Genomic DNA, 20,991 nt, shown 5'->3' on the forward strand with positions numbered 1-20,991 from the left:
AGCCCATCACAGGCAGCCAGCGCCTGCAGGAACCGAGCGGACTGCTCGCACCTGCGGTCTTAGTCGAACGCCCCGTTCAACACCTCATAGATGATCCCGGTCGCCACGGCGACCAGAATCAGGTCTGCGCCCGCTTGCATCCACTCATACCCGTCGTAGTGAGGCAGCTGCCCCAACAGACGGCCATCCAGTTTCTTGGCGATACCAGGTGGCAGGGGCTTGCCGCGGGCCAGGTTCTTCTGAATGCCTGGAGGCAATGCCGGGCCCGGGCTCCAGTAGTTGCGGTGGCCACCGAGGATACCCAATACATCGCCACGGTCGATGGACGGGCCGCCGTGCCAGTCATTGCCGCCGGCGCTCTGCTTGTGGCCGCCCGAATTGCCCTGGCCCTGGGCGTGCGGCGCCTGGCCCTTGCCGTGCCCCTGACCTTGGCCCTGGCCTTTGCCATTACCCGGGTCGGCGAGCACCGGGCCAGAGGCCAAGGCCACCGCCAATGAGGTGACAACGGCTGTCATGATTGTTGATCTGGCCATGTGAGCATCCTTTGCGAGAGAGGTTGCCCCACACTATAGACGGTGCGCACGCCTGCTTCACTTGCAACAGCCTCAGCAGGGAGGCTGACAAGGCAGGCACGCTTCGGCCACAATCGGTCGCCTGGTCCACGCTGGGAAGCACTGCATGCTCACTACCCTCGCCATCGGCAACTACCGCTCGATCAACCACCTGGTCCTGCCGCTGGGCCAACTCAACCTGGTGACCGGTGCCAACGGCAGCGGCAAATCCAACCTGTACAAGGCGCTGCGCCTGCTGGCCGAAACCGCACAGGGCGGTGTGGTCGAAGCCCTCGCCCGTGAAGGCGGGCTGGATTCGACCTGGTGGGCCGGCCCAGAAACCAGCGCACGAATGCGGCGCGGCGAAGTGCCCATCCAAGGCCAGCATCCGAGCGAAGCCAGGCGCCTGCGCCTGGGCTTTGCCACCGAGGACCTCGGGTTTGCCATCACACTCGGCCTGCCAATTCCCCTGCCGTATCCGACCGCGTTCATGCTCGACCCCGAAATAAAGTGCGAGGCCATCTGGGGCGCTGGCGCCTATCGGCCCTCGTCCTTGCTGGTCGAGCGCAAGAACGCCTTGGTGCGGGCCCGCGAGGGCAACAGCTGGGCGGTGCTTGATCAGCATGCTGACAGCGGCGAGAGCTTCTTCAACATCGTCGGCCGGCCCCGCCAGGCACCGGAAATCGGTGACCTGCGCGCATTCATCAATAGCTGGCGGTTTTACGATCACTTCCGGATTGACCGTGATGCGCCTTGCCGTCAACCCCAACTGGGCACTCGCTCGCCGGTACTGCATCACGACGGGCGCAACCTTGCCTCAGCGTTGCAGACCATTATCGAAATTGGCGATGTGGAGGATCTGGTGGAAGCGCTGAATGACGCGTTTCCCGGCAGCCGTCTGGAGATAAATGCGCCACCTGGCGGGCTGTTCAGTGTAAGGCTGCACCAGCACGGTCTTTTGCGCCCGCTCGAGGGTGCTGAATTGTCGGACGGCACCCTGCGTTATCTTCTGCTGATGGCCGCCCTGCTTACACCACGGCCGCCATCGCTGATGGTCTTGAACGAACCGGAAACCAGTCTGCACGCGGACCTGCTTCCGGCCTTGGCGCGGCTGATCATTCGTGCATCACGCCGTAGCCAGGTTTGGGTGGTATCGCACAGTGCGCCATTAATCAACGCGCTGGCAGCCTGTGACGGGTGCAATGTGCTAGAGCTGGAAAAAATACAAGGGCAAACCCAGCTGCGGGGGGTTGGGTTGCTGGATGAGCCGCTGTGGCGCTGGGCTGACTGAATTCAAGGACGGTATGAGCCCGGCATGACTAACCGGCCCCGGTAATCTCATCCATGAACTGGGTAAGAAAGGTTTCAAGCCGGGTATGACGCTCGGCAGCAAGGCGAGCCCCTTCTTGGGTTTTAAAGCCCGAGGCGAGCTTGAGCAGTTTGGTCTGGAAGTGCTCGATGGCATACGCCCCGTCCTGGTACGCCCTCTGCTGCGCGAAAGGATTCTCGAAGTCATAGAGCGCCGACCCCATTCGCCCGGAGACGTAAAAACACCGGGCAATACCCACCGCGCCTATGGCGTCAAGCCGGTCACTGTCCTGAAGGATGCAGGCCTCAAGTGTCAGCGGTTCGAGTCCTGCCGAGTAACTGTGTGTTTTGATCGCATGCACTACTTGCTCAACGCGCCCACTCGGCCAGCCCATCTCAGCAAGGGCTGATGCAGCCTTGTTCGCCGACAACGTCGAAGCCTGCCCACGTAACGGCGAATGCTTTTCCACTGCCACACAGTCGTGCAGCACCGTCGCCGCAAGCAAGATTTCAAGGTCGCCACCCTCTACCCGCTGGATCCGGTGCGCATTGACCCACACGCGCTGAATATGGGCCAAGTCGTGGGAGCCATCACGCTGGTCGGACGGCAGATACTTCAGCAAGTCAGTGGCAAGAGACTGATAAGGGGCAAACGCTTCGCGGGTCATCTTCGGTAGATTCCATTTCCGGTGAATGCACGGGTTCACGGGTGCCGTCCGGACGCTGCCTTGGGCAAGTACCGAGAGCCTGCATGTCGGTTTCAAAGCCTGTACAGCACTGGCAGGAGCAGCCTTGTGCTGCAATGAGGATGTTACTGCCAAAGTAATTCCTCAGTCCTATCAGCACCTTGCTACTAAGTATTTCCGTCAACAACACGTTTGTTACTGGGAGCACTTGTATTCGATCAGCAAGGAGTCAATGGATGTCCGCTCGCTTTTCCTCCCCCGCCACCCGTATTCGCCAAACCGCACTAGCGGTCAGCTTCGCGGGCTCGCTGCTGGGCACTGCAAATGCCAGGGCTGAGCCAGTGGATTACAGCACCCCGGCAGATTCGTTAGCCAGCGCTGAACAGGATGGCGCCATGGAGCTTGCGGCAACCACCGTCTCCAGCATGGCCCTGGGTGCCACCACCGAAGGCACCGGCAGCTACACCACCGGCTCGGTCAATACCGCAACCGGGCTGCGGCTGTCTGCACGCGAGACACCCCAATCGGTCAGCGTGGTCACCCGCCAGCAGATTGAAGACCAGAACCTGAACGATGTTGCCCAAGTGCTTGAACAGACACCAGGCGTGGTCGTTGACAGCATGGGGCCCGCCGGAAGCGACGCCAACCATATCTACGTGCGCGGCTTCGAGGTCGGCAGCATCCAGGTGGACGGCATCAACCGCCCCGATACCTTTGGCTTCAGGGACGACCTCTCCGACATGGTGTCGTATGACCGGGTAGAGGTAGTGCGCGGTGCCACGGGCCTGATGTCCGGCACTGGCGACCCGGGCGCCACCGTCAACCTGATCCGCAAGAAGCCGACCCTGGAAACACAACGCAAGCTGACCTTGAAAGCGGGCTCGTGGGACAACTACCGCACCGAACTAGACGTTTCTGGCAAGTTGACGCAAAGCGGCAATGTCCGCGGGCGTTTTGTCGCCTCCAATACCGACAGCCAGAGCTACGTCGACCGCCAATCGCTGGAACGGCAGGTGGCCTATGGGGTGCTGGAGTGGGACATCACCGACAGCACGATGCTGACAGCGGGTGCGGAATATCAGGAGATGGACAACGACGGGGCAGGCAACCACGGCTTCCCGATGTTCAATTCAGATGGCAGTCACTTCAGCCCCTCCCGCACGTTCAATTCAGCTTCGGACTGGAGCTATCACAAGCGTCGCACCAAGACGGTATTCACTACGCTGGAGCATCAACTGGACAACGGCTGGCAGTTGAAAGTGAATGCCGAACACAGCCGTCGCAGCTATGACGACACCTTTGCCACGGCTGCCAGCGGCACCGTCAAGCCCGATGGCAGTGGCATCAGCACCTGGACGGGGCGTTGGGCCGGCGAGCCCCGGCAGACCTCGTTCGACCTGTCGGCGTCGGGCCCGTTCGAGCTGTTTTCACGCGAGCACCAGGCCTACCTCGGGGCCAGTCACTACCGCGCCTACTACCGCAACGACGGTTACCCACTGTGGACGATCCAGACCATCGACAACATTTACACCTGGGACGGTTCGCTGGCGATACCAGACGCCATCCATGCCAAGTCCTCGGAGGACGCGCTGGATGAAACCCAGGACGGCCTGGTGGCTTCGGTACGCTGGAGCCTGGCCGATGACCTGTCGCTGATTACCGGGGCGCGGCTGATCGACTGGAAACGCGACGAAACCTCTACCACCCTGTCGTCCGGCGCGACAAGCCGCACTTCGCGTAGCGAAACCGGAGTCGTCACGCCCTACCTTGGCCTGGTGTATGACCTCAACGAGCACTGGTCGGCGTATGCCAGTTACACCACCATTTTCAAACCGCAGAGCAACAAGGATATCAACGGGACCTACCTGGACCCGTTGGAAGGCGTTAACTACGAGCTCGGTCTGAAGAGTGAGTTCTGGGACCAGCGCCTGACCGCGGCTTTCAGCGTTTTCGAGGTACACCAGGACAACCTGGCGGTAGCCGACGGAAGCAACCTGGCGCCAGACGGCAACCAGGCCTACCGTGCCGAGTCGGGTACCAAGACACGCGGTTTCGAGATGGAAATGGCGGGCGAGGTTTTGCCTGATTGGCAGGTCTCGGCCAGCTACACCTATGCGGTGAGCAAGGATTCGGATGGCGACCGCCTGAACACTGAAATACCGCGAGACACCTTGAAACTGTTCACCAGCTACCGCCTGCCGACCCTGCCACAGTTGAAGGTCGGGGGTGGTGTGCGCTGGCAGGGTACCGAGTATTACAAGAGCGCCGGGCCCAACAACGAAACGTTCACCCAGGCCCCCTACAGCGTGGTCGACCTGATGGCTCAATATGCCTTCACGCCGCAGACCAGCGTTTCACTGAACCTCAACAACGTGTTTGACAAAACCTACTACACGGCGATTGGCGCGCGCGGCTGGTATGGCAGCCCACGCAGCGCCACGGCCACGTTGGTGTACGCGTTCTGACCCGCCAAGGCGACGCCTGATTGCCCCCTGAGTTCGCTGATCAGAACACCGACCATCCGATCCGCGAACTGAGCAGCTCAAGCGCCGCCATCCCGGCCAGGGAGTTGCCCGCAGCATTCAGCTCTGGCGACCACACGCATACGGTAAATTGCCCCGGCACGATCGCCACGATACCGCCACCCACGCCACTCTTGCCAGGCAAACCCACCCTGAAGGCGAAATTCCCCGCCTCGTCATATAGCCCGCTGGTGGCCATGATCGAGTTCACTTGTTGGGTCTGGCGCCGTGTCAGGATCTGCTCACCGCTGTGCTTGCAGAACCCGTCATTGGCCAGGAAGCAGAATGCCCGCGCCAGGTCCAGGCAGTTCATTTGCAGTGCGCAGTAACTGAAGTAACTGCGCAGCACCGTCTCGACCTCGTTATGGAAGTTGCCAAATGACTGCATCAGGTACGCCATGGCAGCGTTGCGCGCGCGAAACTGATATTCCGAATCAGCGACCCGGGTATTGATCGAGATGTGAGGGTTGCCTGAAAGCCGTCGGACAAAATCGCGCATCGACAACGTGGGGGCCGCGAAGCGCGACTGATTGATATCGCAGATCACCAATGCCCCGGCATTGATGAACGGGTTACGCGGCCGCCCGCGCTCGAACTCCAGCTGCACCAACGAGTTGAACGGCTGCCCCGAAGGCTCATGCCCCAGCCGCTCCCAAATGGCTTCCCCCGAATGGCCAATGGCCTGAACCAGGCTGAACACCTTGGAAATGCTCTGCACCGAGAATGGCACCTGCGCGTCGCCTGCGCAGTGATAACTGCCATCGTTGCCATAGACAGCGATGCCCAGCTGGTTCGCCGGCACGTCCGCCAGCGCGGGAATGTAGTCAGCGACTTTGCCCTTGCCGATCAAGGGACGTACTTCTTCGAGAATCTCGTTCAACAGCGTTTGCATGGAAGGCCCTGTATCAATCCCCAGACGACGGCGAGGGGCAGTCTTCTTGACGAAGACCGAGCGGGAGAGATCACACATTCAGAAACAAATCACCGTAAGCGTCGTCATCGCCAGGAAGATCGCCGCGCGTTACGGCCGTGAAGGCAGCTGTAAAAAGCTGCGAGGGCCGGCCACGCGCCGCACCGATGTTGTGGGAATTTCCCCAACGATCCGGCCATCACGCGGCTGGCTGGGTAAAACGGATCGAAGCGTGGATTGGGGTTTCAAAAATCAATGAATACGGCGAGTGCACTGAGCAGCAAACAGAGGCTCGCGACAGCCGTTAAATGCACGCGCATCGGCAGATACCACCCAGGCACCGCTTGCGCCAGTTTGCGATCCTGCCAAAGATGGCCGATAAAACCAAAGGTCAACACTAGACACCCCACCGGCACAGGCAGCAACGCGCCAACCCAACCGATCAGGGCCGGTATAACGCTCCACACCAGTCGCTCTTGACGCTGCTTCGCGGGCAACCCCTGCAACGTCATGGCGAACCCCCAGTGCAGGGCACCGACGAAGCTCAATATCACCGCGCCATAGCCAACCAGCATCATCGAGAAAAACGCTCGATACTCAGCCCAAAAAAGGATGAGCAGCGTCAAACCAATAAACGGCAGCAGACCGCCGTACCCCAGGGCAGCGAAGCGGCTTGGAGATAACGCAGTAGCATCGGTATTCATCTGGGCGCCCCTTCGCGACGGTTCAGGACCGGACGTCAACTGTGTCGTCCAATGAGGTTAAGGAATTCGTGCCGCGTAGAGGGGTCGTCGCGAAATTCACCTAACATCACGGATGTCATCATCACCGAGTTCTGCTTCTCTACCCCGCGCATCATCATGCACATATGCTTGGCTTCGATCACGACCGCCACTCCTGCAGCATCCGTGACTTCCTGCACGGCATACGCAATTTGCCGCGTGAGGTTTTCCTGTATCTGTAAACGACGAGCGAACATGTCCACCACGCGTGCAACCTTGGAAAGGCCTAACACGCGTCCTGTTGGCAGGTACGCGACATGAGCCTTGCCAATAAACGGCAGCATGTGGTGTTCGCACAATGAGTAGAGCTCAATGTCACGCACCACAATCATTTCATCGTTTTCACTCTCGAACAGAGCACCGTTTACAACCTCGTGAAGATCCTGGGCATACCCGTTGCACAAGTACTGCATCGCTTTTGCCGCACGCTGGGGTGTGTCCAGAAGCCCTTCGCGCTGCGGGTTCTCACCAATGCCGACGAGGATTTCATGAAAGTGCTCGGCTAACGAATGTGACATTTGGACTCCTCACCGCTACAGCGGTGCCCGCCATCGGGATGTGGTAGCCAGGCCAAGTGTGGCCTCAATCGACAGAACAGCCTGTAAAGAACCGAAAGCACGGGACGTAACGGACGCCAGGACAGTGGCGCGACCCACAGGCCCACATCCGCAGCACGCCAACTCCACAAGGTGGCGTCCAAGCCTGTAACCCAGTGCCCGCTCGCGAACCTTCCATGCAGGCATGACCTCAGTTGTTCAACCGTGAAGCCCAACGCCCCTGCATCGAAATCATCAGCACTGATGTCAACCAGGATGAGCTTTCCACCGGTCGAGTGCCTGCGCAGGAAGGCGATCTCCCGAGCGCACAAGGGGCAGGCGCCGTCAAAGTACAGCGTGAAGGGCCACTGGCAATACATGTACAAAGCCTCATTCCTGTACAGGTTTTTTGTACAAGTTAGCTGAAACACGGAAATTCGCAATGGGCGTGACAGCTTTCGGCGACGGCAGCCAGGCGGACCGGCATTTTGATACAAACAATGCCTGCCGCGAGTACTGCTCGCCCGGGGGCTGCACATGCAGGCCTTACCACAAAGCCGGAATCGGATTTGCTAAGATCGCGGTATTCCGCTGGGTGAACTGCGTATTCACTCGAGCCCTTTGCAGCCTGCTGGAAGACCTGATGAAGAAACTGATTCTGCCTTTCGCTATCTTCGTTAGCGTCATCATCACTGGGAAGATCGCCGAGCATTACGGACTGGAGGGCAGCTGGAAAGTCGGCCTGCTGTGCCTCGTGGCAGCTATCGTCCAGATCGCGGTTACCCGCTTTCAGCGCCACCAGCGGCAGAAAGCCCAGCTTTAAAGGGCGCGAGGCATTGCTAACGTCAGTGGGTGATCACGTTATGGGGACTTTTCTTTCACCCAATTTTCACAGTGGCTTGGGCAGGATGAAGCTATCCCTACGTGATAGTACTTAGCCCGCCTCGGCGGGTTTTCTTTTGCCCGCCTGTTTCCTGTTTAAGTTTTGAGGAACGGGAGCGGGTCGAAAAATCAGAAATTACCCCTTCCTTGTAGGCCATTTCCCAAAGATACTCCTCGCGCCTGATTTTCGTTGCACATGGAAATAGTCAGCCCTAGTCTCGATCCGTCGCTGCCAATTCAGTGACCGGTTTTGACGGACCGATGACGCTGTCCTCATGTGCACACTTTTATGGTGGCTGTACGTGCGGGCACCCTGTGGTGCGCCGAGTGCCAACGTCTCGGTCCGTCAACCCGCGTACAGCTGCCACCCATTGCTTGACGGCATGGCGTGGTAGCTCCTCCTTCTACGTTGGAGCCTCACCATGCTCAAGATCGTTCCAGATCCACCCCACCGGTCCCTCTGCCTTGAAGACACCCTGATCCAGGCCACGGATTACGCGCTTTGCGCTGCAACTGTCGTGCATCAGGCGATGCTGCTGCAGCCCAAGTCACCAGCGTCGATTCTGATGATGACCTCGATGCATGAACTGGAGACCTTGAGAGCTTTGCTCGAGTCCGCAATAGCCCAGGTGCAGATGCCCACTGAACCTCGCACTACGCACTGACGTCTCGCTGATGTACTGCCTGGGCCGGCCTCTTCGCGGATCCCCTCCCAGGCACTCCCTCAGCCTTGAAGACTGCCGTGCTCCTGTAGGAGCGGGTTCACCCGCGAATAGGCCCGTACAGGCTGAAGCAATCTTGGGAAAACTGAACAATGTCCACAGAAGAAACCAAATTCACCGTCGGCAAAACCACCTTCTACCAAGGTGAAAACCATACCCATCCCCTCTTCCGCATCGAAGCCGGCATACCTTGCCAGAGTGCCCGTGAACAGGCATCGGAGTTGATGGGCTACGCACGGGATATGACCTTGGATGGATTGATGGAAGACAAACCTCAGTTGATCTGGGCTTCGCACTACCTTTGCGCGTTGGCCAAGGCACTGATGGATGATGCTGAGTTGGGAATGATGCGCTGAATCCGTTATCTTCCTCAATGTGTGCCTTCAAGACCTAACTCAACTGCTGTTTTTGAAGGCGCTTCAACTACCTGCCCGTCTTTAAACAGCCATGCTTTAAGCCCCCATAGGGGTTGAATCACAAAGCACTCAGTTCAGCCACTAATGTCTCGATCAAACGATAGCGCAGGGCCAGGCCTCAGGGTGGTTGCTCCAAGCGCTCGATCTCCTCCGGATGCACCTCCAACGAATCACAAACCAAATTTCTTAGGGTGGTTGATCCGATCCAGCAGGCGGACCATCGTTTCCGCATCGCTGCACGCGCTTCCAGCTTGCGCTAAATCATGAATGCAAGTCTGAATGAGTGGAGACCATCGACCTTTCGCTTTATCGTTCAACAGTGACAGTAGTCCCTGATCGGACTGATCAACATTCCTGAAGGCATTGACCTCGCTTCGGAGAACTGAGTCAGACTCTTCCTTAATGGGTACTTCGCCGTTTTGTTGATCATCGACAGCTACGACCGTGTCCAGTTCTTCCACCGGTCTCAGTTGAACAGACTTCAGAAGCTCGGTGATAGCTGTACCAGCGCCTGCACACAGGTAGCGCACCGTACCCAAGTGAGTATTGCGTCGTGGTGAGTGTGGGAGGTAGAAATCTACTTGCTCACCCTCACCCAAGACCATATCACTCCACTCTCGCAATGTATAACCACTGGTGACTCTGGGATAGTTCTTGCGAGCATGGAGTCTTGCAACGGTCATATCGCTTAATGAGTAAGGGTCCACCAGCACGCCGTATTTGCGCAGCAGGTCGTATGCCACCTTGATGCAAGGCTCCAGCGACTCCGGATTCACTTCAAGCCGGTCTGTGCTATGTGCCGAAGGGGCCGACTCCCTCAAATCGCCGAGAAGTCGAGCCAAGGTGTTATGTTCAGACCGTGCGTCCGGGATGATCCACTCCTCAGCCAACAGCCGAGCGTCGTTCAAGGCTGGAGCATCTGATTTGGAAGGGCGTGCCATTACCGGCTCCTGTAATCTGGATAGTCGAAATCTTCATGCGAAAAATCGCCCTGACTCGGTCAGAGCGAGCTACCACAATCTACTGCCGGACGTTGAGTTGAGCTCCGGGCCGGGAGTATTACGGCGAAAGCTGCTCTTGAGCGCTGCCGATGCAAGCCATATACACAGCGCTGAAACGACTGGCAAGGAGTTCGTAGCAAGCCTCTGATCGATATACGGCAACCGGCTCTGTACTCAGGCGTTATTCATAGGCATTATTGGCAAAACGCCAGTACCGCGCAAACTTAATGACTTCAGACATGAGAGTATGAAATTGATAGTGCGGGTCATGATCGCCGGCCGCGAAATTGATCGAATCGAGTGTCCTCCACAGGACTCCTCCGATCCGCTTCTAGTTCGGTATAGGAGGAGGATCTGGCGAGTAGAAGAAGGCTGCATCCATGTAGATGCGTTGCCAACCATTCCAATGCTTCCGGATGCCGAAGCTGAAATGGGCATTCTGGAGCGACTCAACCTGATCGCTAATCCATTGCCGGAGCGTCTCATCGACTGCACTGTATTGCTCAGATCGGAGTTTCCCTACTTGGGTGACGCCGCAATACTCGCTTTAGCCACTCTCGCTCAGCTTGGAATGGACCTTCTCGCCAAAGAAGCCCTGCTGGATTTCCTTGACCTCCACAGTGATGTCAGTCCATGGGGTAATGATCCGTCCGTTGAAAGCAGGGTCGTCCCCTCGACGCGGCTGGAATTATCGGCCTCTGCGGACACCATGATCCCGACTACTGATGCCGAGGGCTCGGATGAGTGGACATTGGACTGGCTGCCGCAAGAGAGGTGGAAAGCACCCGAGCAGGACGATACTGAGCTGAGAAGTCTCGCTGGCCAGACCCAGAGCCAGATCGGCGCTCATGCGGTAGAGGACTCTGGTGCCTATACCATCGATTTTGACGAACTGAGTGACGACTGGAAGGTCGAGATTCCAGAGACATCTCGGCCGGCGTGCACCCAAAGCTCACTCCCAGGGCTACTGCGGGAAAGTGAGTCTTCCAGTTCGACACCGTGCGAGCAGGTCTCCCCGAGAACTTCATCACTACCAGCGCAACACCTCTCATTCATCGCAGAGAAGACAGCCCTGCTCGGCGAAACTGCACTGGAAGTGCTGAGATATTTCGCTGACAATCCCGGGGACAAGAGTACCCACGCAGAATCAGTCACAGGATGCTCCAGGGGCGTGATCAACGGTCTTCTCAATGGGTCGCTCAGTCGCTTTGTTCAGAAAACAAGCGTCGGAGGGTGGTCTTGCCATTCATGGGTGTCTGACGTGCTGGCCGTAATTGATGCCAACCGATGAATGATCTCTACTTGCAGCTCAGCACCTCACTGCTGGCCTGGAGGTTGGCCAGCAGAGCTTCCAGTGGGGCTGCGGAGAATCTGAGCTCGCATTCCCAAACCGTCAGCACCGTCCACCCGGATGCTGCGAGCGCAGCTGTGGCACGTCTGTCTCGTTCTACGTTTGACTCGAATTTCTTCAACCAGAAATCTGGTCGTGTTTTGGGTGTGGTTGCATACTTGCAACCGGGGTGCCGATGCCAAAAGCACCCATGGATAAATATACAGGTGCGGAACCTAGGGAGTACAATGTCAGGGCTTCCCGGAAGATCCCGGCGATGAAGTCGAAACCGATAACCGTTGGCATGAAGAAACCTCCGAACAAGCATCTCGGGTTGTGTGTTCCGTCCTTTGATGCCCGCCATCATGCGAGAACGGGCTGCCGTGTCAACGATGTCCATTCTTCACCTTTTACAGCAGTGTGATTCTATGAGTCGTACCTATCCCATCCAGGTGGTTGATCTTTTTGCAGGACCTGGAGGCCTTGGAGAAGGTTTTTCCTCACATTGCAGTGATGGTACTCAATCCTTCGAAATCAAGGTCTCCGCCGAGATGGAGACATCTGCGCACTCGACGTTGCGCCTCCGAGCGTTCTATCGCTTGCTCAAACGCGAGCAGCCAGAGGCGCTGGATGACTATTACCATTTCTGTGAGACCGCGGATGTCGCCAAACCGTACACAAAAAAAAGCTACTCGGCCTGGCGGCACGCAGACAATGAGGCCCAACAGATCGAACTGGGCACGCCCGACGGAAATGCCAAGCTGGACGGTCTCCTCGAACACCGACTGGACGAAACCAAGCCGTGGGTACTGATTGGTGGGCCACCTTGCCAGGCTTATTCAGTGGTGGGCAGAGCGAGAAACCGGGCAAAAACCGACTACAAAGCGGAAAATGATCACCGGCATTTTCTGTATCGCGAGTATCTGAGAATCATCCAGCGCAAGCGACCCGCGATTTTTGTGATGGAGAATGTCAAAGGCATCCTGTCCTCTATGGTTGGTGGACAAGCGATGTTCCCTCAGATCCTTCGCGACCTTGCCGACCCGGATGCTGCATTCGGTGAGAACACCAACGGACCCAAGTACCGCATCTGCTCGCTTGTAGCCGACGACATCTACGAAAGCGGGGCCTATCCCGACAGCGTATCCCCTGCCAATTACATCATCCATGCAGAGAAATTTGGCATTCCCCAGGCTAGGCACCGGGTGATTCTGCTGGGCGTTTCCGAGGAATATGCCGACGCAGTAGCAGATCACAAGTTATCGCCTGCTGCCCCCCCGACCATAGACCAGGTAATCGGAAACCTTCCGCCTTTGCGCAGCACGCTGACGCGCCAGAGTGATTCTCCGGATCTTTGGGCACATGTTGTGCGACAGCATCTGGGTGAGCTGGCGGATGCCTGCAGAGAACAGGATGACCCCACGACCAGCGGCCTTATGCTAGCCCGCCGTTTGGGGATCATGGCAGACTGCTTCAGTAGCAACGCTTGGGGCAACGGCGGTCTGCGGGTCATGAAACGGCCGGAGTGGACTGGCAAGACCGGAACTCACCTAGACGACTGGTTGCCCGATGAGAGACTGCGTTTCTGGCTCAACCATGAAGCCAGAGGCCACATGAGTTCCGATCTTCGCCGGTACGTCTACGCAGCTGTGTTTGCAGATGTCAAAAAAGGCTCCCCCAAGGGGCATCAGGATTTTAATCTTCCGGGTCTAGAACCTGATCACAAAAACTGGAAATCCGGCAAGTTCAGCGATCGTTTCAGGGTTCAGCGCGCGGGTATTCCTGCGACAACTATCACTAGCCATATAGCCAAAGATGGACACTACTTCATCCACTATGACGCGAGGCAGTGTAGAAGCTTGACGGTTCGAGAGGCAGCTCGCCTGCAAACGTTCCCTGACAATTACTTTTTCCTAGGGAACAGAACCCAGCAGTTTCACCAAGTCGGCAATGCGGTCCCCCCCCTGTTGGCAGTCCAGATTGCAGACATCGTGGCCCGGATTCTCAAGAGCGGGAAGAGTGCTGGCAAAACACTGAAGCAGCCAATGAAGCAATTCAGGATGTTCGAAACGGAGAGCTGACATGACGCCCCCCCACTTCAAAAGCCGCAGTGCCCCACCCAAGGCAAGTGCGATGGTCGAGGCATTGCGCGGCTTGGGGTACAACGTGCAGACCGCGCTGGCCGATATCATCGACAACAGTATTGCTGCGGGCGCCAGCGAGGTCCGGCTGCAGTTTCACTGGGATGAAGATGAAAGTCGTATTTCATGTCTTGATAACGGTAGAGGCATGAGTGCTGCAGAGCTGGATCGAGCAATGAGGCTAGGGGAACGTAATCCTCTGGAGCAGCGCTCGTCGGCAGATCTCGGTCGCTTCGGCATGGGACTCAAGACAGCTTCATTTTCTCAATGTCGAAGGCTTACGGTAGCTACCGTGGGCAACAACGGCTTGCAAACTTTACGCTGGGATCTCGACTTCCTAGCCGCAAGTGCGGACGACGGATGGCACCTTCTGGAGGGATGTCATCCCGGCTCAGAGATCCATATCGAGACATTGTCATACCAAGATCACGGCACACTAGTATTTTGGGAGCTTCTGGACCGAGTGGTCACGAAAGGCAGTACCTCCAAAGACTTCCTCAATATAGCGGACAGCGTCGAGCAGCACCTCGGTATGGTCTTCCACCGCTATCTGGAGGGAAGCCGCCCTCGCCTTCGAATCTTTCTCAATGACCATCCCGTGAAACCTTGGGATCCCTTTATGAGCGGGCACCCGGGCAAGCCATTCAATCCTCCTGCTTTCAAACATCCGACAGCTTCTGGAGTGACGGCGGAATGCCACGTATTGCCGCACAAAGACCGACTCTCGGCGATGGAGTACGATTCTTTGTCAGGCCCGGAGGGATGGACCGCCCAGCAAGGATTCTACGTATACAGAAATGAACGGCTCCTTGTTGCAGGGAGCTGGCTTGGACTTGGCTTAGGAAGATCTTGGACAAAGGATGAGGCGCATAGGCTCGCGCGAATTCAACTCGACATCCCCAATTCAGCGGACGCTGACTGGAAAATAGATATCCGAAAATCCACTGCCCGGCCTCCAGTGTACTTACGCAGTTGGTTGACCACCTTGGCAGAGGAAACAAGAAGTCGCGCCAGAAGAGCATTCGCTCACCGTGGCAAGCCCACTCTTCTGGGAAAGACTCAGATTATCGAAGCTTGGAAGGCCGAGAAGCTTGCAAGTGGTATGCGGTACCGTATAGACCCAGAGCACCCTGCCGTAAGGGCCGTACTGGACGATGCAGGGGCAATGCTCCCTCAGATCAAAGCGATGCTGCGTGTCATCGAAGAGACCGTCCCGGTACAGCGGATCTGGATCGATACAGCGGAAAACAAGGACACACCATCCACAGGCTTTGATCAAACGCCTTCCGACGAAATCCTTGGTTACCTGACCACGCTTTATCGGGTCTACGTTAATAAAAAAGGGTACTCGCCCGCGGCAGCCAGAGCCCATCTACGGGTAACCGAACCCTTCCATGCATTCCCTTCGCTAGTAGATTCACTTCCCGATATTATCTAATGGAGCTAGACCTCAAATGTCCGAGGAAAAAAAATGGACCGTTGTCAAATTCATTCAAGATCTGCTCGCGGATGTTGAAGATAAGACACTGATTACGCCCCAGCTAATCAAGCAGGAAATCGATGCTCTCTTAAATTATCGCCCATCATTGGGTGATGGCGTAGACCGGGCTGCAATTGCTGAAGAACTGATACGTCGGAACAGCATCTGGATAGGCGACGATTCATCGCTGGTCAACATGGAGGGGCATGTCCCATGGCTCACCAGCGAGAGGAAACAGGAGTGGCGTTACTGGCGGCGCTACCGTGAGTGGCAAGAGCGCAAGCTCCCGTGGAAAGCGATCGAAGGCTTGGACAGGACAACCGATAACACGTTGGCCATGCTGGAAGACCCTGCGCGGGAAGGCAACTGGGACCGTCGCGGCATGGTAGTCGGGCACGTTCAGTCAGGAAAAACTGCAAACTATACGGGACTGATCTGTAAAGCTGCGGATGCAGGATACAAGATCATTATTGTTCTCGCCGGGCTGCATAATAATTTGCGCTCACAGACTCAAATGAGGCTGGATGAAGGTTTCCTCGGCTACGAAACCAATGCGGAGCGAAAAGTCGGTGGCAAGCGTCTCATAGGCGTAGGAACCATCGATAGTTCCCATGAGCTACGGCCCCAGTACGTTACCAACAGATCGGAAACCGGGGATTTCAACCTCAATTTCGTACGCAACCTAGGGGTTGCCCCAGAAAACAAGCCTTGGCTATTTGTGGTCAAGAAGAACAAATCCATCCTGACGCGACTGCGAAATTGGCTCCATAATCATGTTGCGCGATCTATTGATCCAGAAACCAAACTGCCATTAGTTACTCACCTCCCCCTCCTGATAATCGACGATGAGGCGGATCATGCGTCGGTAGATACCGGGGAGAAAGTAATGAGGGACGATGGCAAACCGGACCTAGAACACGAGCCCACTGCGATCAATCGTCTCATCAGGCAGATTTTGCACTCGTTCTCCCGTAAAGCATACGTCGGGTACACCGCAACGCCTTTTGCGAATATCTACATCCATGAGCATGGCGAGACTAACAAAGAGGGTCCGGATTTGTTCCCGGCTGCCTTCATCACGAACCTTGCAGCCCCATCTAATTATGTCGGCCCCTCCAGAGTATTCGGCCTCGCGAGTGAGAATGGTCGTGAGGGCGCATTGGACCTTGTCCGCGTAGTGTCAGACCAATGTTCCGAAGACGGGCGAAGCGGGTGGATGCCGAATGGGCACAAGAGTGGGTACCAACCTGTTGATCCCATGCCAGCTTCGCTGGTTGAGGCCATACACTCTTACATCCTCGCCTGTGCGATCCGTCAGCTGAGAGGGCAAGGAGGCGAGCATTGCTCTATGCTCGTCCACGTGACGCGGTTCAACATGGTTCAACGCTGTGTTCATGAACAAATCGACGAATATATTTCCCATCTGAAACAACGTGTAAAGCGCCAAATCGACCACACAGGGTTTATCGATGAACTTCGTCGCCTGTGGGACAGGGATTTTCTTTCTACCAGCCAGCGGACCGCCGACCAGACTTCACAAGAAATTTATCGTGCAGTGCATGAATGGGAGGCCATCGAGAGCCAGTTGACAGAGGTACTCGAGCAGATCGATGTACGCATGATCAACGGAACAGCCAAGGATGCCTTAGACTATGCAGAGAATTCAGCGGGCCTGAAAGTGATCGCGGTCGGAGGTGACAAGCTCGCACGTGGCTTGACCCTCGAAGGTCTCTGCGTAAGCTATTTCCTACGTGCCTCCAAAATGTACGACACCCTTATGCAGATGGGTCGCTGGTTCGGATACAGACCCGGGTATCTGGATCTCTGCAGGCTCTACACGACGGAAGACCTGGTGGACTGGTTCGAGCACATTGCCGACGCATCCGAGGAACTACGCGCTGAATTTGACTACATGACGGAAAGTGGACTCACACCGCGTGACTACGGGCTGAAGGTCAAATCTCATCCTGTGCTGATGGTGACCTCTCCACTCAAGATGAGAACGGGACGAACTTTATATCTTTCGTTCAGTGGCGAGCTCGTTGAGACTGTGAGCTTCTACAAAACCAAAGAGAAACTCGCCTCAAACTTCGATGCTTTCCAGGCTCTACTCGACACAATGGGAGAGGCAAGCAAAATACCTGCTCAAAAACGCGCAGAGCGTTTTGACAAGTGGAATGGGGTCAGCTGGTGTGATGTCCCGGCACAACCCATCATTGATTTCCTGAGGACCTATCAGACTCACCCCGACTCAAGGAAGGTGCGCAGCGATCTGCTTGCGGATTTCGTAGAAGAGATGAGCCTGTCAGGCGAACTTAACGCCTGGACGGTGGCTGTAATCGGGGGAGGTGACAAGAAAACCGAGCAGGTTTCGGGACATTCGATCAAGCGCATGATGCGCAAGAACAGAGCCACAGAGGGCGAGGACAAATACTCGATTGGCCGCTTGCTGTCTCCACCCGATGAAGCACTCGATCTGGACGAAGCAGCTTGGAGTGCCGCCCTGCTACAGACACAGAAAGCGTGGAAGCCGGATCCTGCCCGCAGGAACGGGCAAACTCCTCCAACGGTTCCAAGTGGACCTTATATCCGCCGAGTACGTGGTCGAGGCGATAACGGTATAGCGGCTCATCCGGAAAAAGGTCTGCTGCTGTTGTACATGCTGGATTTAGAGTCTTCAGGCATAAGCGGTATCGATATCCCGGCCATCGGTTTCGGAATCAGCTTCCCGGCCAGCAACGCAGAGAAATCCGTGCCTTATGTTGTGACAAATCTTCTCTGGGAGCAGCAGTATGGCGGCAGTGACTAGCAGCGATATCCAGGGCATTTGGAGAGCGTTATCCGGCGCTATCAAAACGCCTGGCTGGCAGACAATCGATCTACTCAAAGCAGGCACCTGCCATATGAAACTTGCCCGGCACTCGCCGGGCGATGAAGAAGCTGTCTTGATTGGTTTTGCCACCACGAGGATAGCTAGCGCAACCCGGCTTCCCAAAGGACAAGGCTTCCGAATGGAGCGCGCCAACCTGGGCGAAGCGTTGGACTCTTACCAGTGGCTGGCTATCGTGAGGCAGCCCTCGGGTCCGCTGGATCTGTTTTCCGCGGTGGTCAGCGACCTTGCGGGAGTACTGGCTTGTGCGGACGACACCTCGGAAAGCCAACTCTACCAGAGTATTTTGGGTCGAGTCCGTGGCTGGCAGGAATTCATGCGCAAGGGCCGAGACGGTCTCAGCAATGAGGCAGAGCAAGGACTGGTAGGTGAACTTTGCTTTCTCCAGAGCCTGCTAGAAGTAGGTGTTCTCCCGTTTTCTGCCATTGATGCCTGGAAAGGTCCGCAAGACGGACTCCATGATTTCCTCTTCGGGACCGGTTCGATTGAAGTGAAGTCAACCATTGCGAGCGAGGGTTTTCCGGTAAGCATCACCTCACTAGACCAACTTGATGATTCGCAGAGCTCTCCTCTCTTCTTGGCCGGTGTGCGCTTGGAGGTCAATGAAACGGGCATGACCTTGCCAGAATACGCAGACGGCGTACGTAAGATCTTGAAGTCCGACTCTGCAGCATTGCACAAATTTGAGATTAGTCTTATTGACGCTGGCTATCTTTCGATGCATGAAGATCTTTATATTCGATGCTTCACTGCAAAAGAGCTGAAGGTGCTACTCGTAGACTCAACCTTTCCAAGGCTTATTCCTGCTAATGTACCCGCAGCAATCAGCTGGGCGCAATATCAACTCGACATATCGACAGGCGCACCCGAAAGCTTGCAGCTGGTTAGCGCCCTGCAGAAAATTGGAGTCATCTGATGCAATTGGTAGATTTTCTGCAAGAAACACAAACTGCAATTCGTGATGAACTGAGGAAAGACCTCTTACCTGGGAAGATTCCAATTTCTGCGGAAGAACTGTTCACCGAGCAGGTAATGAACCACCTCGCCGATCAAGGCATTACATTCGACACGAATGTCTGTCATTACGATGCAAAAGTTGGCAACTATAAAATAAAGATCAGCGGTTATTCCGTATCCGACACTACAGACGAAGATGGCAATCCCGACCGCCTCGATCTTTTTGTCAGCCTCTACAAAGGATTTGATGAAATCGAGTCTCTATCAGATTCAGAAGTGGCCCGTTCCGCAACTCAGGGATTGCACTTCCTAAGATTCTGTGCAAAGAATCAGCTATCCAGCAAGCTGGATGAAACCAACAACGTATACGCACTTGTCACTGAGGTGGAAAGAATTTTTGACAAGCTTGACAGCATCAGGATTTTCATAATTACAGATGCGATGGTCAAGACGAGAGAATATGCGCCACAAGAAGTTGAAGGCAAGCAAGTCCGCATAGAGCTCATGGATATTCAACGCCTGTTCAACCACTGGCAGCAAGGGCGTCCGCGGGATGAGCTGGTTGTCAACTTCAACGAGCTATGCGGCGATGCCCTGCCAAGCGTCTGGGTACCCGGATCCGATGATGAAGAGTATGATTACGCCTTGACTGCAATACCAGGCAATGCGCTCCGCGCACTTTATGAAACATACGGACCGCGCATCCTTGAAGCAAACGTACGCTCGTTTTTGGGTGTGGGCGCCAAAGGAGTAAACAAGGGCATCCGAGATACGCTGCGAGAGACACCTGAGCGTTTCATGGCTTATAACAATGGGATTGTTATCGTTGCCGACGCCGGAAAGCTTGGTCGGGCAGCTGACGGTTCACCCGGCATTTCGTGGCTGCAAGGAATGCAGATCGTCAATGGAGGGCAGACCACAGCCTCTATCTACTTTGCGAAACGGAAATTGCCGAATCTAGATCTGGACAGAGTCAGAGTTCCTGCCAAAATTATCATCCTTAAATCTGATCAGAGCGACCCCGAAGAGCTGATCTCCAATATTTCCCGCTATGCAAATAGTCAAAACGTCGTCAAGCAGTCTGACTTGTCTGCAAACAAACCATTCCATCGCGAGCTAGAAAAGCTGTCCATGCGAGTGTATTGCCCGGATGGCGTTGGCCGGTGGTTTTATGAGCGGTCTGCAGGCAGCTATAAAGTCATGCTGGAAAAAGATACAACCACAGTCGCTCAGAAGAAAAAACTTCAGGCCGCCATTCCACCTTCACGCAAGCTCACAAAACCGGACATCGCTAAATTCCTGTTCGCTTGGGACCAAAAACCACATATAGTGAGCTTGGGCGCACAAAAAAATTTCCAAGCCTTCATGGCTGAGATTTCAGAGATGGAAGATGCGGGGACTTATACTACCCCTACGCCCGAAGCCTACAAGCAGATAATCTCCAAAGCTATAATCTTTAAATCCGCTCACCGCATCATAAGGCCGTTATTCCCTGCATTCCAAGCAAACATTACCGCCTATACGGTTTCAATTTTGGCAGAAAAATTAGGTCAAGGTTTCAAATTCGACCGCGTGTGGCAGGAACAACGCATTTCTCAACAACTTGAGGAACAGATATCGATCTGGGCGCATGAAGTAAATGAGGCCTTGCACAGAGACTCTAATGGAAAGATGATCTCAGAGTGGGCAAAAAAACCGGAGTGCTGGAAAGGCGTATCCAATGCGAGATACTCAAAACCACAAGCCGGCATACCCGAAGCAGCATAGACACTCAAATAAACTTCTAGCCTGAAATGCTATCAGGCTAGAAGCTACTTTTAGTGGCAGCGGTCCGTTTGAACACCAAACAGATGTAGAGACTCTAGAGAAGCACCGTA

At 55.7% G+C, this 20,991-nt stretch carries 20 protein-coding genes; 12 read left to right on the forward strand and 8 right to left on the reverse strand.

Annotation, left to right across the window (positions count from 1 at the left end; all coding sequences use genetic code 11):
* Positions 1-59: 59 nt before the first annotated feature.
* The gene (locus AC3B5Q_RS15895; protein WP_014860874.1) at positions 60-533 is read right to left on the reverse strand and encodes an anti-virulence regulator CigR family protein; all 474 of its coding nucleotides are present in this window, start codon (positions 531-533) and stop codon (positions 60-62) included.
* A gap of 145 nt (positions 534-678) precedes the next feature.
* Here AC3B5Q_RS15895 and AC3B5Q_RS15900 point away from each other — a divergent pair, with 145 nt between their 5' ends.
* Complete coding sequence (locus tag AC3B5Q_RS15900) at positions 679-1,842, forward strand: AAA family ATPase (RefSeq protein WP_028698080.1); 1,164 nt, start codon at positions 679-681, stop codon at positions 1,840-1,842.
* Between the two features lie 28 nt (positions 1,843-1,870).
* Here AC3B5Q_RS15900 and AC3B5Q_RS15905 read toward each other — a convergent pair whose 3' ends face one another.
* A complete protein-coding gene (locus tag AC3B5Q_RS15905) occupies positions 1,871-2,527 on the reverse strand; it encodes an HD domain-containing protein (RefSeq protein WP_103444601.1) in 657 nt (218 codons plus the stop codon).
* A 254-nt stretch (positions 2,528-2,781) separates the two neighbouring features.
* Between AC3B5Q_RS15905 and AC3B5Q_RS15910 the strand changes: the two genes are divergently transcribed.
* Complete coding sequence (locus tag AC3B5Q_RS15910) at positions 2,782-5,010, forward strand: TonB-dependent siderophore receptor (protein WP_103444602.1); 2,229 nt, start codon at positions 2,782-2,784, stop codon at positions 5,008-5,010.
* A gap of 40 nt (positions 5,011-5,050) precedes the next feature.
* Here the strand turns inward: AC3B5Q_RS15910 and glsB are convergent, their stop codons facing one another.
* Positions 5,051-5,959: a glutaminase B gene (gene glsB / locus AC3B5Q_RS15915; RefSeq protein WP_014591518.1), complete on the reverse strand. Its 909-nt coding sequence runs from the start codon at positions 5,957-5,959 to the stop codon at positions 5,051-5,053.
* Between the two features lie 46 nt (positions 5,960-6,005).
* Between glsB and AC3B5Q_RS15920 the strand changes: the two genes are divergently transcribed.
* Positions 6,006-6,236 (forward strand): hypothetical protein, encoded by a 231-nt coding sequence (locus tag AC3B5Q_RS15920; RefSeq protein ID WP_135192366.1) that lies wholly within the window; start codon positions 6,006-6,008, stop codon positions 6,234-6,236.
* Here the strand turns inward: AC3B5Q_RS15920 and AC3B5Q_RS15925 are convergent.
* From AC3B5Q_RS15925 to AC3B5Q_RS15935, 3 genes are read right to left on the reverse strand one after another with little or no spacing between them, the layout of a single operon-like run.
* Complete coding sequence (locus AC3B5Q_RS15925) at positions 6,223-6,681, reverse strand: DUF3429 domain-containing protein (RefSeq protein WP_103444604.1); 459 nt, start codon at positions 6,679-6,681, stop codon at positions 6,223-6,225. The genes AC3B5Q_RS15920 and AC3B5Q_RS15925 overlap by 14 nt on opposite strands.
* A 35-nt stretch (positions 6,682-6,716) precedes the next feature.
* Entirely contained in the window at positions 6,717-7,277 is a 561-nt protein-coding gene (folE, locus tag AC3B5Q_RS15930; protein ID WP_084850491.1) for a GTP cyclohydrolase I FolE, read from the reverse strand.
* Positions 7,262-7,675 (reverse strand): thiol-disulfide oxidoreductase DCC family protein, encoded by a 414-nt coding sequence (locus AC3B5Q_RS15935; protein ID WP_274119075.1) that lies wholly within the window; start codon positions 7,673-7,675, stop codon positions 7,262-7,264. The genes folE and AC3B5Q_RS15935 overlap by 16 nt, the downstream gene beginning before the upstream one ends.
* 263 nt (positions 7,676-7,938) lie before the next feature.
* On the opposite strand from AC3B5Q_RS15935, the gene AC3B5Q_RS15940 reads away from it, so the two are divergent.
* The 3 genes from AC3B5Q_RS15940 to AC3B5Q_RS15950 all read left to right on the forward strand — a co-directional run bounded on the left by AC3B5Q_RS15940 (position 7,939) and on the right by AC3B5Q_RS15950 (position 9,255).
* Positions 7,939-8,118: a hypothetical protein gene (locus tag AC3B5Q_RS15940; RefSeq protein WP_337994279.1), complete on the forward strand. Its 180-nt coding sequence runs from the start codon at positions 7,939-7,941 to the stop codon at positions 8,116-8,118.
* Positions 8,119-8,599: 481 nt separating this feature from the next.
* Positions 8,600-8,842, forward strand: a complete 243-nt coding sequence (locus tag AC3B5Q_RS15945) for a hypothetical protein (protein WP_014860884.1) — start codon at positions 8,600-8,602, stop codon at positions 8,840-8,842.
* Positions 8,843-8,991: 149 nt separating this feature from the next.
* Positions 8,992-9,255 (forward strand): DUF3077 domain-containing protein, encoded by a 264-nt coding sequence (locus tag AC3B5Q_RS15950; protein WP_274119077.1) that lies wholly within the window; start codon positions 8,992-8,994, stop codon positions 9,253-9,255.
* A 230-nt stretch (positions 9,256-9,485) separates the two neighbouring features.
* Here the strand turns inward: AC3B5Q_RS15950 and AC3B5Q_RS15955 are convergent, their stop codons facing one another.
* Entirely contained in the window at positions 9,486-10,256 is a 771-nt protein-coding gene (locus tag AC3B5Q_RS15955) for a hypothetical protein (RefSeq protein WP_274119078.1), read from the reverse strand.
* Positions 10,257-10,563: 307 nt separating this feature from the next.
* On the opposite strand from AC3B5Q_RS15955, the gene AC3B5Q_RS15960 reads away from it, so the two are divergent.
* Positions 10,564-11,607 (forward strand): hypothetical protein, encoded by a 1,044-nt coding sequence (locus AC3B5Q_RS15960; RefSeq protein ID WP_274119079.1) that lies wholly within the window; start codon positions 10,564-10,566, stop codon positions 11,605-11,607.
* Between the two features lie 7 nt (positions 11,608-11,614).
* Here the strand turns inward: AC3B5Q_RS15960 and AC3B5Q_RS15965 are convergent, their stop codons facing one another.
* Positions 11,615-12,046: a very short patch repair endonuclease gene (locus AC3B5Q_RS15965; protein WP_274119080.1), complete on the reverse strand. Its 432-nt coding sequence runs from the start codon at positions 12,044-12,046 to the stop codon at positions 11,615-11,617.
* Positions 12,047-12,074: 28 nt separating this feature from the next.
* On the opposite strand from AC3B5Q_RS15965, the gene AC3B5Q_RS15970 reads away from it, so the two are divergent.
* Genes AC3B5Q_RS15970 through AC3B5Q_RS15990 form a run of 5 tightly spaced genes read left to right on the forward strand, consistent with a single transcriptional unit; the run spans position 12,075 to position 20,881 of the window.
* Positions 12,075-13,727: a DNA cytosine methyltransferase gene (locus tag AC3B5Q_RS15970; RefSeq protein ID WP_274119081.1), complete on the forward strand. Its 1,653-nt coding sequence runs from the start codon at positions 12,075-12,077 to the stop codon at positions 13,725-13,727.
* A gap of 52 nt (positions 13,728-13,779) precedes the next feature.
* Complete coding sequence (locus AC3B5Q_RS15975) at positions 13,780-15,225, forward strand: ATP-binding protein (RefSeq protein WP_274119088.1); 1,446 nt, start codon at positions 13,780-13,782, stop codon at positions 15,223-15,225.
* A gap of 16 nt (positions 15,226-15,241) precedes the next feature.
* A complete protein-coding gene (locus AC3B5Q_RS15980) occupies positions 15,242-18,076 on the forward strand; it encodes a Z1 domain-containing protein (RefSeq protein WP_274119082.1) in 2,835 nt (944 codons plus the stop codon).
* Entirely contained in the window at positions 18,060-19,073 is a 1,014-nt protein-coding gene (locus tag AC3B5Q_RS15985; protein ID WP_274119084.1) for a PD-(D/E)XK motif protein, read from the forward strand. Before AC3B5Q_RS15980 ends, AC3B5Q_RS15985 begins: the two co-directional genes overlap by 17 nt.
* The gene (locus AC3B5Q_RS15990) at positions 19,073-20,881 is read left to right on the forward strand and encodes an AIPR family protein (RefSeq protein ID WP_274119085.1); all 1,809 of its coding nucleotides are present in this window, start codon (positions 19,073-19,075) and stop codon (positions 20,879-20,881) included. The genes AC3B5Q_RS15985 and AC3B5Q_RS15990 overlap by 1 nt, the downstream gene beginning before the upstream one ends.
* The last annotated feature ends 110 nt before the right edge of the window (positions 20,882-20,991 follow it).

The sequence above is a fragment of the Pseudomonas sp. D5(2026) genome (assembly GCF_057766845.1).